This window comes from Variovorax guangxiensis, assembly GCF_003952165.1.
In the GTDB taxonomy this organism is placed as follows: Bacteria; Pseudomonadota; Gammaproteobacteria; order Burkholderiales; family Burkholderiaceae_C; genus Variovorax; species Variovorax guangxiensis.
In genome coordinates this window covers 1-15556 of record NZ_RXFT01000003.1, presented here as the reverse complement: position 1 = coordinate 15556, position 15556 = coordinate 1, and the positions used below count along the sequence as shown (strand labels likewise).

12 protein-coding genes are annotated in these 15556 nt (G+C 70.2%); 7 read left to right on the top strand and 5 right to left on the bottom strand.

Features of this window, described 5'->3' with window-relative positions:
* Window positions 1-119 precede the first annotated feature (119 nt).
* Genes EJP67_RS08515 through EJP67_RS08505 form a run of 3 tightly spaced genes read left to right on the top strand, consistent with a single transcriptional unit; the run spans window position 120 to window position 2410 of the window.
* The gene (locus tag EJP67_RS08515) at window positions 120-1199 is read left to right on the top strand and encodes an alpha/beta hydrolase family protein (RefSeq protein WP_126021292.1); all 1080 of its coding nucleotides are present in this window, start codon (window positions 120-122) and stop codon (window positions 1197-1199) included.
* A 60-nt stretch (window positions 1200-1259) separates the two neighbouring features.
* The gene (locus EJP67_RS08510; RefSeq protein WP_126021291.1) at window positions 1260-1871 is read left to right on the top strand and encodes a helix-turn-helix domain-containing protein; all 612 of its coding nucleotides are present in this window, start codon (window positions 1260-1262) and stop codon (window positions 1869-1871) included.
* Entirely contained in the window at window positions 1868-2410 is a 543-nt protein-coding gene (locus EJP67_RS08505) for a GNAT family N-acetyltransferase (RefSeq protein WP_420824260.1), read from the top strand. Before EJP67_RS08510 ends, EJP67_RS08505 begins: the two co-directional genes overlap by 4 nt.
* A 40-nt stretch (window positions 2411-2450) precedes the next feature.
* On the opposite strand, the gene EJP67_RS08500 is transcribed toward EJP67_RS08505, so the two are convergent.
* Both EJP67_RS08500 and EJP67_RS08495 read right to left on the bottom strand, forming a co-directional pair.
* Complete coding sequence (locus tag EJP67_RS08500; RefSeq protein WP_126021289.1) at window positions 2451-3593, bottom strand: NADH:flavin oxidoreductase/NADH oxidase; 1143 nt, start codon at window positions 3591-3593, stop codon at window positions 2451-2453.
* Complete coding sequence (locus tag EJP67_RS08495) at window positions 3590-4570, bottom strand: DMT family transporter (RefSeq protein ID WP_126021288.1); 981 nt, start codon at window positions 4568-4570, stop codon at window positions 3590-3592. Before EJP67_RS08495 ends, EJP67_RS08500 begins: the two co-directional genes overlap by 4 nt.
* 146 nt (window positions 4571-4716) lie before the next feature.
* On the opposite strand from EJP67_RS08495, the gene EJP67_RS08490 reads away from it, so the two are divergent.
* From EJP67_RS08490 to EJP67_RS08475, 4 genes are all read left to right on the top strand, one after another.
* Window positions 4717-5604, top strand: a complete 888-nt coding sequence (locus tag EJP67_RS08490) for a LysR family transcriptional regulator (RefSeq protein WP_126021287.1) — start codon at window positions 4717-4719, stop codon at window positions 5602-5604.
* 147 nt (window positions 5605-5751) lie between these two features.
* Window positions 5752-10527: a CapA family protein gene (locus EJP67_RS08485; protein WP_126021286.1), complete on the top strand. Its 4776-nt coding sequence runs from the start codon at window positions 5752-5754 to the stop codon at window positions 10525-10527.
* Window positions 10524-11462, top strand: coding sequence for an alpha/beta hydrolase family protein (locus tag EJP67_RS08480; protein ID WP_126021285.1), 939 nt, complete (start codon window positions 10524-10526; stop codon window positions 11460-11462). The genes EJP67_RS08485 and EJP67_RS08480 overlap by 4 nt, the downstream gene beginning before the upstream one ends.
* Before the next feature lie 11 nt (window positions 11463-11473).
* Entirely contained in the window at window positions 11474-12568 is a 1095-nt protein-coding gene (locus EJP67_RS08475; RefSeq protein WP_126021284.1) for an aldose epimerase family protein, read from the top strand.
* Between the two features lie 33 nt (window positions 12569-12601).
* On the opposite strand, the gene EJP67_RS08470 is transcribed toward EJP67_RS08475, so the two are convergent.
* From EJP67_RS08470 to EJP67_RS08460, 3 genes are all read right to left on the bottom strand, one after another.
* Window positions 12602-13693 carry a hypothetical protein gene (locus tag EJP67_RS08470; RefSeq protein WP_240650563.1) on the bottom strand — a complete coding sequence of 364 codons (1092 nt, stop codon included), beginning with the start codon at window positions 13691-13693 and terminating at the stop codon, window positions 12602-12604.
* 286 nt (window positions 13694-13979) lie between these two features.
* A complete protein-coding gene (locus EJP67_RS08465; protein ID WP_126021283.1) occupies window positions 13980-15107 on the bottom strand; it encodes a 3-deoxy-7-phosphoheptulonate synthase in 1128 nt (375 codons plus the stop codon).
* Window positions 15108-15177: 70 nt separating this feature from the next.
* Window positions 15178-15556: T6SS immunity protein Tli4 family protein (locus EJP67_RS08460; protein WP_240650561.1), on the bottom strand; the 379-nt coding region annotated here is incomplete at its 5' end.

The following is a 15556-nucleotide window of genomic DNA, read 5'->3' as shown; positions in this document are numbered from 1 at the left end:
GAAGAGCGGCGCTTCGGTAGAGCAAATCGCTATGTAAAGCAGCAGGCAAGTCAGCTTCGCCGGATGTGGCGGGCAGAGAATCCGCTTCCATTCCGTTCCATCCCGGGAGTCGCACGAACATGCCCAGCTACAGATGGTTCCTTTCCTTGGCCCTCGCCGCCGCGTACATCGCGCCATGGCCGGCTCATGCGGCAACGGCCGATGCCTCTGCCTGCATGAACTCGGCGGGCGCGGACTGCTTGCGCAGCTTCACGCCGCCAGGGGCCGGCGGCGCGCTTCACTTCTACTCGTCGCTCGATCCCGACGCACCGGCGACCGCCGGGCCGACCAGAGCGCTGATCGCCATGCACGGCCATTCGCGCGATGCCAACAAGACATTCGAGGCCGCGCTGCGCACCCTTCGCAACGCCGATGCGCTCGGCGACACGCTGGTGATCGCGCCGCTCTTCCAGGTCGCGGCCGACAAGGCGGTGGCCGGCCGCTGCAACACCGTGGGCGTGCCGGTCGCGCAGCCCGGCGACCTGCTGTGGACCTGCGGCTCCTGGCTCGAAGGCGCGCGCTCGGCATCTGGCAATCGCGTCGGGTCCTTCGCGGTCATGGATGCGCTGGTCGCCGACATCGCGCGGCGCTGGCCCAGCCTGCGCACCATCACCGTCGCGGGCTTCTCGGCCGGCGGGCAGTTCGTGCAGCGCTACATCGCCTTCACGCAGCACGACGGCAAGCCGGCCATGCGCTATGTGGTCGCCGACCCGAGCACCTGGCTCTACTTCGACCCGGTGCGCCCGCAGTTCTCGGCCGACGGTGCCTCCGTGACCGGCTTCTCCACGCCCGACACAGCCGCATGCCCGCAGATGAACCGCTGGAAGTACGGCACCGACGACCTGCCCACATGGCTGGGCCGCACCGCCGCGCAGGCGCGCCAGCAGTACGTGCAGGCCGACATCAGCTATCTGGAAGGCGCGCTGGACAGCAACGACGCCAAGGGCACCGCCTACCGCGTGCTCGACAAGTCCTGCGCGGCGCTCGCCCAAGGCTCGTTCCGCATGCAGCGGGGCCTGGCCTATGCAGAGTACGACCGCAAGCTGCTCGCGCCCGGCAAGCGCCGCGAGGTCGTGGTGGTGCCGGGCTGCGCGCACGACGTGGCCTGCGTGTTTCCCTCCGAGGCCGCGCGCGCTGCGCTGGTCGGGCCTCCACGCTGACCGGAGGATTCTGCTGGCGGGCTTGACGTGATTTCCTTTATGGTGGACATTTCATCCAATATGAAGGAAATTAAGGAATCGGCCGAGACGGAAACCCCGTCCGGCCTCAACGACCGCATCGCCCAGCGTGTGCGCGACCTGCGCGCGGCGCGTGGCTTCTCGCTCGACGCGCTCGCCACGCACTGCGGCGTGAGCCGCTCGATGATCTCGCTCATCGAGCGCGGCGAAAGCAGCCCCACCGCGGTGGTCCTGGAAAAACTTGCGACCGGCCTCGGCGTATCGCTGGCCTCGCTGTTCGAGGCGCCGGCCCCGGCTCCCGAGCCGGTCTCGCGGCTGGCCGACCAGCTGCAGTGGCGCGATCCGCACTCCGGCTACCTGCGCAGGAACGTGTCGCCCGGCGGCGTCGCGTCGCCGATCCAGATCGTCGAGGTGGAGTTTCCGCCCGGCGCCCGCGTGGCTTACGAAACCTCGGCGCGCGAGCCGCTCATCCACCAGCAGGTGTGGGTGCTCGACGGCGTCATCGAACTCACCGTGGGCGACGAGCTGCACCGGCTCGCCACCGGCGACTGCCTGGCGATGGTGCTCGACCGCCCCACCAGCTTTCACAACCCCTCGCGCAAGAACACGCGCTATGCCGTCGTGATCGCGACCGCCCCTTCTTCCTGGAGATGAACATGACGACCGTTTCCGCCGGGAGCACCCCGGCCGTCCGCCTGCTGGACACCGTTTCCGAAGCGCAGCTGCGCGGCCTTGCCGCCGTGCTGGCCGATTGCGTCGAGGGCGGCGCATCGGTGAGCTTCATGCACCCGCTGACCGCGCAGCGCGCGCAGGCCTTCTGGCGTCGGGTGGCCGATGGCGTGGCGAGTGGCGAACGCGCGCTGCTGGTGGCGGAGGACGAGGAAGGCATCCTCGGCACAGTGCAGGTGGTACTCGCGCAGCCCGAGAACCAGCCGCACCGCGGCGAGGTGGCGAAGATGCTCGTGCATCGGCGCGCTCGCCGCCGGGGCATCGGCGCGCTGCTGATGAAGGCGGCCGAACGGGTGGCGCGCGAACGCGGCAAGACGCTCCTGGTGCTCGACACATCGAGTGCCGACGCCGAGCGGCTCTACGAGCGCTCGGGCTGGGTGCGTGTCGGATCGATTCCGGGCTTCGCGCTGCTGCCGCAGGGCGAGCCTTGCGACACCACCTTCTTCTATCGCGAGCTGAAGTGAAGGTCGGCGCGACGAGGGGCCGTTTCGCAACCGGCGCGGTCTAACGCGCGCCGAAGGCCGCGTTCTCGAACAGATCCTTGAACTCGCGCGGCTGCGAGCGCCAGTACTGGTGAGGCGCCTTCACCCGCGCGCCCAGTTCGGCAGCCGCATGCCAGGGCCAGCGCGGGTCGTAGAGGATCGCGCGCGCCAGCGACACCGCATCGGCCTGGCCGTTGGCGATGATGGCCTCCGCATGCGCGGGTTCGGTGATGAGCCCCACCGCGATGGTCGGCAGCCCGACCTCGGCCTTGATGCGTTCCGCGAACGGCACCTGGTAGCCCGCGCCCAGCGTGATCGCCTGCTGCGGCGACACGCCGCCGCTGGACACGTGGATGGCCGCGCAGCCGCGCTCCTGCAGCGCACGCGAGAAGGCGACGGTGCTGTCGAGGTCCCAGCCGCCGGGCACCCAGTCGCTGGCCGACACGCGCACCCACACCGGCCGGTCGGCGGGGAACACCTCGCGCACCGCCTCGAAGACTTCGAGCGGGAAGCGCAGGCGGTTCTCCAGGCTGCCGCCGTATTCGTCCTCGCGATGGTTGGCGATGGGCGAGAGGAACTGGTGCAGCAGGTAGCCATGTGCCGCATGCAGCTCGATGCCGTCGATGCCAAGCCGCGCCGCGCGGCGCGCGGCGGCCACGAAGGCGTCGCGCACGCGCGCCAGCCCGGCCGCGTCGAGCGCGATCGGCGTGTCTTCGCCGGGTGCATGCGGCACGGCCGAAGGAGCCCAGGCCTTCCAGCCGCCGGGTTCGCCGGGGCGGATCTGCTTGCCGCCCTCCCACGGTGCGCGGCTCGAAGCCTTGCGCCCCGCGTGGCCGAGCTGGATGGCGATCTTGATCGGCGAGTGCGCGCGCACCGCATGGAGCACCTTCGCCAGGCCTTCCTCGTTGGCATCGGAGTAGAGCCCGAGGTCGCCGGGCGAAATGCGGCCGTCGGCCTCCACCGCCGTCGCCTCGATGATGAGCAGCCCCGCGCCGGAGAGCGCCAGGTGGCCCAGATGGATCAGGTGCCAGTCGCCCGGCGTGCCTTCGGTGGCGGAGTACTGGCACATCGGCGCGATGACGATGCGGTTGTCGATCCGCAGGGGGCCGAGCTGAAGGGGCTCGAAGAGATGGCTTCGGGGGCTGTCGCTGTCGCTGGTGCTCATGAGGGTGTGGCTCCGCAGGTCCGGTAATTCTGCTGTGGAGGCACGATCGTTGCAGCCGCCGTGGCGGAAGCCTTGCGGCTCGATGCGGTATGGATCAGGAGCGCCGCGATCACCATCGCCATGCCGGCGACCTCGCTCGTGGTGGGCAGCCGGCCCATGGCCGCGCTCATCAGCAGCGTGGAAACCGGAACGAAGTTGAGGAACGCCGTGCCCGTGACGGCGCCGAGCGCGCGCACGCCGTAGTTGAAAGCCAGCACCGAGATGGCCGAAGGCACCACGCCCACGAAGAGCAGCGCATGCCACGACAGGCGCAGCCCTTCCACGCTCGGCACCGCGGACCAGCCCAGCACCGAGGCGCCGACCGCCGCCGCCAGCAGCACGGGCCACGAGGCCAGCACCGTGAGCGCGGTGTACTCGATCACGTCGAGTTCCGGAAGGCGCGTGGTGCCGCGCGTGTACCAGACCCAGCCCAGCGTGCCGCCGAAGGCGATCGCGTCGCCCATCAGCGTGCTCGCCCCGCCAGGGGAGCCCGCGCCGCCGGCCAGCAGCCCCGAGACGGTCGCCACGCCCAGCAGCGCCAGTGCGCTGGTCAGCAGGGTGGTGCGCGTGGGGCGCACGCCGTCGAGCAGCCAGCGCACGATCTGCGTGGTCAGGGGCGTGGTGGCGATGATGACCGCGCCGTGCGAGGGCACCGAATGCGCCAGCCCCACCAGCAGCATGACGCTGAACACGCCGAAGCCCGCCGCGCCGCGAAGCGCCAGCGGCCCCGCATGCCGGCGCAGCTTGCGCCACGGGGCGGCGCCGCGCGGCAGTATCAGCAGCACGAAGAGCAGCGCCGACAGCGTGTAGCGGATCAGCGTGAACCACACCGGTTCGACATGGTGGAGCACGCTCTTGCTCACGAGGAACAGGGAGCCCCACCCGGAGGTGGCGAGCAGCAGCGCGGCGGTGCCGGCGATGCGTTGGCGACGGGACATGGGAAACCAGCCTTTTCTTTTCTTTGCGATGGATCGATGCCCCAAGAATCGGGGCTGCGGTCCGCCATTGCCATTCGCATCTTTGGACAGGGGGCTCCAAAAAAGCGAACGGACGCATCCGGCGCCGGCGCTCACAATCGGCGGCCATGGAGCTCTACCAACTCAAGACCTTCGTCGCCATCGCCCGCGAGGGCAGCCTGACCCGTGCCGCCGAACGCGTGTTCACCAGCGCGCCGGCAGTCAGCGCCCAGCTCAGGGCGCTGGAGGACGAGCTCGGCGTGAAGCTGTTCGAGCGCACGCCGCGCGGTATGTCGCTCACCGAGGCCGGCGTGCGCCTGCTCGACGAGGCCGAGCGCACGCTGGCATCGGCCATGCGCATGCGCTCGGCGGCCGACCAGCTGCGCGGGGCGGCGCAGGGCGTGGTTCGCTTCGGCACGGTGGTCGATCCGGTCGCGCTGCGGCTGGGCGAGGTGCTGGTGACGCTGGCGCAGCGGCATCCGCAGGTGGCGCTGCAGCTGAGGCAGGGGTTGTCGTACCAGACGCTCTCGGCCGTGCAGCGCGGCGATCTCGACTGCGCCTACGTGCTCAGCGACGCGGAGCACATCGAGGGACTGGAGCTGCACCGCCTGGGCGCGGTCGACCTGGTCGTGGTGCTGCCGGCGTCGGTGGCCGAGGTGCATCCCGGCCTGTCGCTCGACGAGCTCACGAACCTGCCGTGGGTCGGCACGCCGCCCTCGTGCGTCCTGCGCGTGCATCTCGAGAAGCTCTTCGCTGGCGCAGGCCGCGAATACCGCCAGGGCCGCACGGCCGATGACGAAAGCGCCATCCGCAGCATGGTCGCAAGCGGCATGGGCGCGGGGCTGATCCGGCTCGACCAGGCGCAGCAGGGCGAGCGCAACGGCGAGCTCGCGATCTGGAGCGGGTGGCGCTCGCACACCTGGCTGTGCTGGGTGGCGCCGGGCGGTGACCGGCGGGCCGTTGCGGTCGAGGCGGTCGAGGCGGTGAAGGAGGCCGTGATGGAGGCCTGGGCCTGAGGCTGCGCCTCGTGCGGGGGCCGGCACGAGTGGGCATTGCCGGGCGGAGTTGCTGAGACTCCAGGCGGCAGCGCATGGTCAGCCAGCGGTCAGGCCGCGCGCAAATTCCATGGATTGACGGGATGGCGGCCAGTGTCGCGGCCTGTCATGATTCACGGCTGCATGAATCACGAGCCGAAGAATCCACTCGCAGATCTGTTGAACCGCGCCAGGCAGGCCCTGGCGGACCCGGCGGGCATGCTGCCTCCGGCGGCGCCGGTCACCGCCGAGGCGGGTTGCGTGGTCTTCTTCGCCATCGGCGAGGCCAGCAGCCGGGCCCGCGTGGCCTCGGGCCGGGGCTCGGACATCGAGGCCGCCTGGCGCGCCGCCGCCGATGCCGTCGCCGCGCAAGCCAGGCGCGGCGCGCAGCCTCCGCAGCGCCTTCGCGCGGAGATCGTCGACAAGGTCGTGCCGATGAACTGGGGCGAGCTGAAGGCCAGGCTCGCGAAGACCAAGCGCAACTACTTCAACGAGGGAATCGCCTTCGACGCGCGCTTCGAGTTCGCCCTGCTCGCGCAGGAGATGCACGGCAGCGCCGTGCTCTACAACGGCGACGTGGACCATGCCGAGCCCAACACCGGCAACCTGCGCCTGCACACCAAACGGCGCTTCGGCCGCGAGCTCGACTTTCCTTCGGACGACGCTGCGCCGGTGTGGTGCTTCACCACGCGGGCCGTGTACGTCGATGCCCAAGGCGCTTGGCCCATCACCGCCGAGGGGCAGGCCGCGGGCTTTCGCGAACTGAGCGACTGGAACGCGCAGCAGGTGCATGCGCTGATCGACGACGCGGGCAACTACCTCGCCGCGCAGGTCAAGCCCACGGGCGAGTTCCACTACGGCTGGTTCCCCTGCTTCGACCGCACCATTCCCACCTACAACACGCTGCGCCACGCGAGCTCGACCTACGCGATGCTGGAGGCCTGGGAGCTCACCCACAACGACACGCTGAAGGCGGCCATCGACCGCTCGCTGGCCTTCCTCGCCGGCACGCTGATCCGTCCGGCCAACCTGCCCGACGGCACGCGCGCGGCCTACCTGCTGGACATCGGCAGCGAGATCAAGCTCGGCGGCAATGCCGTGTGCCTGCTCGCACTGGTCAAGTACACCGAGCTCACCGGCGACGAGCAATACCTGCCGCTGCTGGAGCAGCTCGCGCTGGGCATCCGCCACATGCAGGACCCGGAGACCGGCAGCTTCGTGCACGTGCTCAATGCGCCCGCGCTCGACGTGAAGGACAAGTTCCGCGTCATCTACTACGACGGAGAGGCCGCCTTCGGGCTGATGCGCCTGTACGGCCTCACACGCGACGCGCGCTGGCTCGCGGTGGTGGAGAAGGCCTTCGAGCACTTCATCGCCGCCGAGCACTGGCGCGCGCACGACCACTGGCTGAGCTACTGCGTCAACGAGCTCACGCGCTACAGGCCCGAACTGCGCTACTACCGGTTCGGCCTGCAGAACGTGGCGGGGTACCTCGACTTCGTGCTGGAGCGCATCACCACCTTCCCCACGCTGCTCGAACTGATGATGGCCGCGCGCGACATGGTGCTGCGGCTGGAGGCCGACCCCGAGCTGCGCCCACTGCTGGCCGGGCTCGACCGCGACAGGTTCGACCGTGCGCTCGAATACCGCGCGCGCTACCTCGCCAACGGCCATTTCTGGCCCGAGCTGGCGATGTTCTTCCGCAACCCGGCGCGCATCGCGGGCTCGTTCTTCATCAAGCACCACAGCTTCCGCGTGCGCATCGACGACGTGGAGCACTATCTCTCGGGCTACGTGGCCTACCACCGCATGCTGAAGGCTGGCGAGGCCGCGGCAGCGGCCGACGCTGGAGACAACAACGCCACCGGCGCCGTCGCATGGGGCGGCGACGTGAACCTCTCGCGCCGCCAGCACTATCGGCTGAAGGATCTCGGCGGCGCGCACAGGATGCTCGGCGACATCGCCGCGCTGCGCGAAGCCGACCTGGGCATCGTGAACCTCGAATGCGTGGTCGCCACCGTCGGCGAGCAGGGCGTGGACAAGGGCGAGGCCGGCCCTTACTACTACCGTGCACGCCCCGAGATGCTCGCGGTGCTGACCGAGGCCGGCATCGGCATGGTCGCCACCGCCAACAACCACAGCGGCGACTACGGCCCCGAGGCGCTGATGGAGCAGCAGGCCCTGCTGCAGGCCGCGGGCATCGCCCACGCCGGCACCGGCCGCACGCTGGAGGCTGCATTGCGCCCGGCCTTCCGCCGCGCGGGCGGCGTGCGCGTGGCGCTGTTCTCGCTCGACGCCACGCAGCCGAGCTTCGCCGCCACAGCCGCCAGCGCGGGCGCCGCCTGGCTGCCGCTCGAAGACCCCGCCGCATGGATCGCCACGCTCGCGCCGCGCATCGAGGCCGCGCGCCGCGAGGCCGACGTGGTGCTGGTTGCGGTGCACTGGGGCGCCAACCTCGAGACCGAGCCCACGCAGGCCGAGATCGCCGTCGGCCATGCCATCGTCGATGCGGGCGCGGACGCGGCGCTGGGCACTTCGGCGCACGTGCTGCAGGGCATCGAGACGTACAAGGGCAGGCCCATCCTGCACGACGCCGGCGACCTGCTGTTCGACTCGGTGCGCAACGACCTCGGGGATTCCGGCGTCTTCACGCTGAAGCTGAGCCCGCGCGGCGTGGAGGAGGTGGTGTTCACGCCCGTGGGCGTGGGCTTCGGCTTCTCGCGCCAGCTCGAAGGCGATGAAGCGCGGGCATCGAGCGAACGCTTCACCGCGCAATGCAGCGCGCTCGGCACGCGGATGAGCCCGCTGCCGGGAGGCCGCTGCGCGGTGCGCCTGTCGCCGCCCGCGCGGCCCGCGTTCCATGCGGACCCGTCCGGCGCCGGCGTCCAGGACTTCCGGCCCGCTCGCGCCATTGCGCCCCTGCCGACGCCGCGGCCTGAGTGGCTGGTGGACGAGGTGCCCAGGGAGGCGCGCATCGCGCCGCTGCAATTCGGCCCGCTGCGCCTCTTGGGGCTGCGCTGCGTGCCCAGGCAGATCGTCGGCCGGCGCATGCTGTGGATCGAGTCTTTCTGGAGCATCGACGCGCCCGTCGCCGCCGACCTGCGCCTGCACTTCCGCGCCTTGCCGATGCGCAGCAAGCGCATGCCGCCATGGGGCGAGGGCATGGACCACGACCCCTGCGACTGGATGTGGCCCACCAGCCGCTGGGAGCCCGGGCGCATATACCGCGACCGCTACGGACTGCGTCCGCCGCGCGCCGGCCTGCTCGAAAGCGACGTGCTGCAGATCGAGGTGGCCGTGCGCGGCGAGTGGCCCGAGCTGCCGCCCGCGCGGCGCCTCACGCTGTGGTGCGGCCTGCGCGTGCCGGATCTGCCCGTGCCGCTGCCGGAGCGCCCCGCGCCCGTGCTCTGGGCCGACCGGCCCGGCGCCGGCCCGAGCCCCGCGCCCGTGTGGACCGCCGACGAACTGCAGCGCGCCACCGGCGGGCGCTGGCTGGTCGAGCCGCCGCCGGGCTGGTACGCCAACTCGGTGGTGCGAGGACCGGTGCACATGGGCGTGCTGCCGCAGCCCTCGCTCTTCGTCGCTTCCGACTACCGCACGCTGGCCGTGCACGAGAGCTACAGCAAGCCCAGCTCCGACAACTGGGACCGCCACCTGGAGCTGCCCCGCCTGCAGATGGCGTTGGCCGGGGCCGTGATCGCGCACACGGTGGAAGGGCTCGATGCGGCCTTCCCGCTGCTGCAGGCCGACGACCCCATCCGCGCGATGCTCGCCATGGGCGAGGCTGCGCGGGAGCGTTTCAAGGGCCTGGTGGTGGGCGTGACCGGCACCGTGGGCAAGTCGTCCACCATCGCGATGCTGCGCGACCTGCTGCCCGAGCGCGCGCGCGTGCACACCACCGTCTACAACTACAACTCGCGCGTCGGCGTGCCGGCCACGCTCGCGAACCTCGGGCCGGACACCGACGTGTGCATCCTCGAGATGGCGCAGAGCGGCCTGTGGATGGACCGCGGCCCCATCTCGCTGATGGCCCGGCCGCACGTGGCCATCCTCACCGAGGTGGGGCTGTCGCAGACACGGCAGGCTCCGACGCTGGAGCTCACGGCCGCCTACAAGTCGCGCATCTTCCTCGGGCTGGAGCCCGGCGGCGTGGCGATCGTGCCCGACCACATTCCCTGCCTGCGCCAGGTGGTGGACATGGCCGCGCTCACGGCCGGCGCGATCTGGGTGGTGGGCAGCGGGCCCGACGCCAATGTGCGGCTGATCGAGACCCGCCCCGAACCCGGCGGTGGCTGCCGCGTGCGCGTCGCCGTGCCGGGGCGCAGCTTCGAATACCTCTTCCCGGTCGAGAGCGCGGGGCTGGTGCGCAATTCGCTGCTCGCGTTCGCGGCGCTGCTGGCCATGGGCTTCGACGGCGAGGCCGCCTGCGCGCGCATGCCGCAGGTGCGGCTGCCGGCATCGGTGATGCAGGTGCGTGCACTGCGTACGCAGGCCGGCGTGCAGGCCACGCTGATCGACGACAGCTGGAACGCCGAGGTCATGTCGATGCGCAACGCCATGGAGTTCGTGCGCACCTGGCAGCGCGCCGACAGCGGCCCGGTGCTGCGCAAGATCGGCGTGCTGGGGCGCATCGTCAACCTCGACAAGGACGCCGAGGCCATGCACCGCAGCCTGGCCGCGCCGCTGCTGGCCTCGGGCATCGAGCACCTGGTGACGCACGGCAACGAGATGCGCTGGCTGCGCGAGGAAGTGCCCCCTGAGCTGCTCGGGCCGCACTTCGACGACGCCGCGCAGCTCGCGGGCTACCTCGGCGGCTTCCTGCGAGACGGCGACCTCGTGCTGGTGAAGGGCGACCGCGACCGGTCGGATTTCGGCAGCATCCCGGGGCTGCTGCAACGGCTATGAAGCTGCTGCACACGCTTCGAAGACTGCGCTTCGTGCTGCTGCTCGTGGCGCTGGCGCAGACCGCCTGCGCGCAGCGCACCGGGCCCGACGTGCCCAGAGTCTTCGCCGCCGGCGCCGACGAGGTGCTGTACTGGAACCAGCCCGCCGACCGCGCCCGCTGCCCCGACCGCAACGGCTTCCTGTGGGTGCAGGCGGCCGAGGGGCCGTCGTGCATCCGCTACTTCGCGAGCGACGACATCGACGGCGCGCGCATCGCCATCGTGCAGTTCTCTGGCGACCGCGACGGCGTGATGGACCAGGCGCCCACGCGCATCCCCGGGAACACCGAGGAGCTGCGCACGCTCGACGCGCAGCGCAGCCGCGACCGCGCGGGCGTGCCGTGGATCTTCGTGGCACGGCCCGGCACGTACGGCTCCTCGGGCGACCACCGCAAGCGTCGCCAGCTTGTCGAGTTCCATGCGCTCGATGCCGCGCTCGACGCGCTCATGCAGCGCCACCGGCTGCAGCGCATCGTGATCGTCGGCCACAGCGGCGGCGCCACGGCCGGCGCCGCGCTGCTCACGCTGGGGCGCACGCGCGTCGCCTGCGCGGTGCTCACATCCGGTGCCTACGGCCTGCTGGAGCGCGCGCGCATGCTGGGTCGCTCGAAGGACGGCCGCACCGACACCACCGGCAGCACGCAGTTCTACGACCCGCTCGACCACGTGAACGGCATCGTGCGCGACCCGGCGCGGCGCATCGTGCTCATCGGCAATCGCGAGGACAGGAACACGCCCTATGCGCTGCAGGAGCGCTTCGCCGATGCGGTAGCCAAGGCCGGCCACCGCATCGAGCTGCGCACCCACGCGGCCGAGCCGCCCGACTTTCACGACCTCAAGGACCGCATCGCGCTGCACACCGCGTCGCAGTGCGCACGTGAGGCACTCTTTCCCTGATCACCGCACACATGAGCAATCGAGAACAGAAAAGCAGCATCGCATCGCGCGAGTACGGGCGCATGCCCGACGGCCGCGTGGTCACCGAGTACACCCTCGACAACGGACTCGGGCTGAGCCTGAGTGCCATCAACGTCGGGGGCATCGTCACCGCGCTGCGCGTGCCCGACCGGCATGGGCACAGCGGCAACGTGGTGCTGGGCCTGTCCTCGCTGGCCGGCTACCTGGGGCCGCATCCGCATTTCGGAACCATCGTCGGCCGCTATGCGAACCGCATCGCGGGCGGGCGCTTCACGCTCGATGGCAAGGCGTATCAACTGGGCCTGAACAACGGCCCCAATTCATTGCACGGCGGCGCGACGGGCTTCGGCAAGCGCTACTGGGAGATCGTGCCGGTTCCGGCGGAGCAGGCGGGAAGCGACGCCATCGCCATCGAGCTGAGCTACACCAGCGCCGACGGCGAAGAGGGCTACCCCGGCGAAGTGCGGCTCACGCTGCGCTACACGCTGAGCACCAGCGCGAACACCTGGCGCATCGACTACAGCGCCATCGCCGACAAGCCCACGGTGCTCAACCTGAGCCACCACGATTACTTCAACCTCGCGGGCAGCGGCTCGGTGATGGATCATCGCCTGATGCTCGCCGCGAGCCGCTACTGCCCGGTCGATGAGACGCTGATCCCGTTGGGCACCGCCGACGTGACCGGAACCCCCTTCGACTTCCGCACCGCGACCCGCATCGGCGAGCGCATCCGCGAAGGCCACGAGCAGCTGATGCGGGCCCATGGCTATGACCACAACTGGGTGCTCGACCGCGCCAATGCCGGGCAAGGCCTCGCGCTCGCGGCCCGGCTGGAGCACGAGGCTTCCGGCCGCGTGATGGAGGTGCACACCAGCGAGCCCGGTGTGCAGTTCTACTCGGGCAACTTCCTCGACGGCAGCCTGCTGGGCAGCGCGGGCGCGAGCATCAGGCAGGGCGACGGGCTGTGCCTGGAGACGCAGCATTTCCCCGATTCGCCGAACCAGCCGGAATTTCCGTCGACGGTACTGCGGCCCGGGGAGCGCTTCCACAGCGCGACGGAGCATCGGTTCTCACTGATGGGTTGATGCCGCTCCCGCGATCGCACATGCAATCGCAGGTCAATAGAGGCTGTAGTGGTAGTCGTAGCTGCGAAACCGCAGCTGCGGCTTTCGAGGCTCGTCGAAATGGAGCTGCAGCAGATTGCGCGGGTGGGCCGTGTCGACCAGCAGCTGTTCTTCGCTTTCGGGCGACGCGGCCTGCGAAAGAGCGAGGCGCTTGAACACGTGGGTCAAGGCCGCTTCGGCCGTCTGGGGCTGGTAGTCGTCGTCCAGCAGCAGCGCGGGCTCGGCGATGTGCTCCTGGTGCAGCCAGTACCAGACACCTTCGTTCGGCGTCGCGGGCTGCGCGCCGGGGTTGCCCTGGTCTCCGGCGCTGTTGGGCGGCTCACCGGCGACCACGCCTTGCGGGTCCCAAGCGAGGGCACCCAGGCCGTCGCCGATCTCCGCGAATACGGCCACGCTGCGGCGGTAGCGCGCCAGGACCGAAGGCGGCAGCAGCGCGCCGAGGCCGCCGTTGCCGTCGCCGTATCCGCCAAGCCCGAGCAGCAGGCCTTCGGCCGTCTGCAGTCGATGGGGCTGCAGGAAGTACGAGTTGTCGATCCGGATGTCGGCTTCGGCAAGCAGCACGCGTAGCGGGGAGGGCAATGTGGTGCCGAGGCGGGCTTCGGCTTCGAGCAGCGCGGCCTCGGCCTCGGCCTCGGCCTCGGCGTTAGTGCCGGCGGGCGGACGGGCGTCGCCGACCTCCACCAGCCCGGAGAGTTCGGCGAAGGCGCGGATGCGCTCGACCAGCGGCCCGGCGGGATCGTAGAGAGGGTGGGAGATGCGGGCCATGTCGAGCACCGACCAGCGCCGCCTGAACGATGTGGCCTTTCCCTGGGCATCGACGTGCGATCCGCGCAGCTCGAGCCGACTCAAGTTCTCCGGCAGATCGAACACCACCGAAGGCCGTTTCTTCAGCCCTGGCAGCGTGGCCGTGTGCTCCAGCCTCGCGATGGCCTTGCCATCCGCCAGCACGTCGGCATTCACCTGCTCGCCGACCTGGAGCCATGGATGGATGCCTGCACGCCCGTTCGCCGCGTGCAGCGGCGGTGCGTCTCCCGCGAAGACTTTGGAAAAGAGATTGCCGATGTAAGAAGAAAGAAGCGCTGCCATGTTCGATGTGTGGATGTCATCGCCGAAAGATCGATGCGCGGGTGCCGCGCAGCAGGACGCCGAGTATCGTTTCACGAAACTCCCGCACGCACTTCACCTCGACTTCACCGCGCGTGGGCACACTGCGTCCCGACAGCGGTTCGGCGCTGGTAGAGGCAAAAAAAGAGGGGGAGGGAAACCGCTCAGGGACCGCCTCGATGCCAGCCGCTGTCGCCATTCACCCGGCGTGTTCAAGGCCCTGCGGCCTTGAACACCGCCACCACCCCAAGCTCCAGAGCTCCCGCCGTCAGGCCTTCGACGACAGGCGCCGCCGCGCCTTGACCGCGGACGCCAGCCATTCGAGCACCGGCACCGTCTGCGCGAAGCCGATGCAGGCATCGGTGATCGACACGCCGTGCTTGAGCGGCACGCCGGGCTTCAGGTCCTGCCGGCCTTCTTCGAGGTGGCTCTCGATCATGATGCCCGTGATGCGTCGTTCGCCGCCCGCGATCTGCGCCGCCACGTCTTCGGCCACCACGATCTGGCGCTGGTGCTGCTTGCTGCTGTTGCCGTGCGAGACGTCGATCATCACCTGCGGGCGCAGGCCGTTGGCCAGCAGCGCCTCGCAGCTGGCGGCGACGTCGGCGGCCGAGTAGTTGGGCGCCTTGCCGCCGCGCAGGATCACGTGGCAGTCGTCGTTGCCGCGGGTCTCGAAGATCGCGGACATGCCCATCTTGGTCATGCCCATGAAAGCGTGCGGGGCGCGCGCGGCGAGGATGGCGTCGGCCGCGACCTTCACGCTGCCGTCGGTGCCGTTCTTGAAGCCCACGGGGCAGCTCAGGCCCGAGGCCAGCTGACGGTGGCTCTGGCTCTCGGTGGTGCGTGCGCCGATGGCGCCCCAGGCGATCAGGTCGGCGATGAACTGCGGGCTCAGCAGGTCGAGGAACTCGGTGCCGGTCGGCAGGCCCAGCGTGGTCAGCTCCAGCAGCAGGCGGCGCGCGCGCTCCAGGCCTTCGTTGATCGCGAAGCTGCCGTCCAGGTGCGGGTCGTTGATGTAGCCCTTCCAGCCGACGGTGGTGCGCGGCTTCTCGAAGTAGGCGCGCATCACGATGATCAGGTCGTCCTGCAGCGAGTCTGCGACCTTCTTCAGGCGCTGCGCGTACTCGATGGCCTGGTCGTGGTCATGGATGGAGCAGGGGCCGACCACCACCACCAGCCGGTCGTCGCGGCCGTGCAGCACGTCGGCGATCTCCGTACGGCTGCGCTCGACCAGCGCCAGCGTGTTGTCGCGCACCGGCACGCGCTCCTGCAGCAGCGCGGGCGTGATGAGCGGACGGACCGCGCCGATGCGCACGTCGTCGATGCGGGTGGTGTCGAGCGTGCTGTCGCGGGAGCCGATTTCGGCGTCGTGGAGGGGGTCGTCGAGGCGGGGCATGGTCGTGGCTATGGTTTCAAATGATGCTGCCGGATTGTCCTCCCAAGGTGCCAGGGCGATGCGGGCCTGTTCACTTGATCGCTATCGCTTCCGCTGGCGCGCCAGGCACTGCAACGCGGAACTTCAGGCCGTCGAGCAGCTTGTCCCACAGCGCGATGGCTTCCTCGTCACTGAGCGAGGAAGCCGGCGCCGCGCCGATGCGATCTGCCATGACCTTGGTATGCATCGTCACGTCGAGGTTGCCGGGACGCGCGACGCTGCCGCCGTTCTCGCCGATGAACATCCATTCGAAGTCGTGCGTGCCGTCGGCGCGGCGCACCAGCGACTCTTCGCCGTTCCAGCCGTGGACATTCTTCCTGCCCTCGCGCAAGGTGGTGAGCTTGGGGTACCTGCTGCCGGCCTCACGCTTGCGGTCGGCGATGAGCTTGAGCAGGCCGTCGCTGTTGCCA

Coding starts and splice junctions, on each gene's coding strand:
- EJP67_RS08510 (WP_126021291.1), top strand. CDS start 1,260: ATGAAGGAAATTAAGGAATCGGCCGAGACGGAAACCCCGTCCGGCCTC.
- EJP67_RS08490 (WP_126021287.1), top strand. CDS start 4,717: ATGGAGCTCTACCAACTCAAGACCTTCGTCGCCATCGCCCGCGAGGGC.
- EJP67_RS08480 (WP_126021285.1), top strand. CDS start 10,524: ATGAAGCTGCTGCACACGCTTCGAAGACTGCGCTTCGTGCTGCTGCTC.
- EJP67_RS08475 (WP_126021284.1), top strand. CDS start 11,474: ATGAGCAATCGAGAACAGAAAAGCAGCATCGCATCGCGCGAGTACGGG.
- EJP67_RS08470 (WP_240650563.1), bottom strand. CDS start 13,693: ATGGCAGCGCTTCTTTCTTCTTACATCGGCAATCTCTTTTCCAAAGTC.
- EJP67_RS08465 (WP_126021283.1), bottom strand. CDS start 15,107: ATGCCCCGCCTCGACGACCCCCTCCACGACGCCGAAATCGGCTCCCGC.
- EJP67_RS08505 (WP_420824260.1), top strand. CDS start 1,868: ATGAACATGACGACCGTTTCCGCCGGGAGCACCCCGGCCGTCCGCCTG.
- EJP67_RS08495 (WP_126021288.1), bottom strand. CDS start 4,570: ATGTCCCGTCGCCAACGCATCGCCGGCACCGCCGCGCTGCTGCTCGCC.
- EJP67_RS08500 (WP_126021289.1), bottom strand. CDS start 3,593: ATGAGCACCAGCGACAGCGACAGCCCCCGAAGCCATCTCTTCGAGCCC.
- EJP67_RS08485 (WP_126021286.1), top strand. CDS start 5,752: ATGATTCACGGCTGCATGAATCACGAGCCGAAGAATCCACTCGCAGAT.
- EJP67_RS08515 (WP_126021292.1), top strand. CDS start 120: ATGCCCAGCTACAGATGGTTCCTTTCCTTGGCCCTCGCCGCCGCGTAC.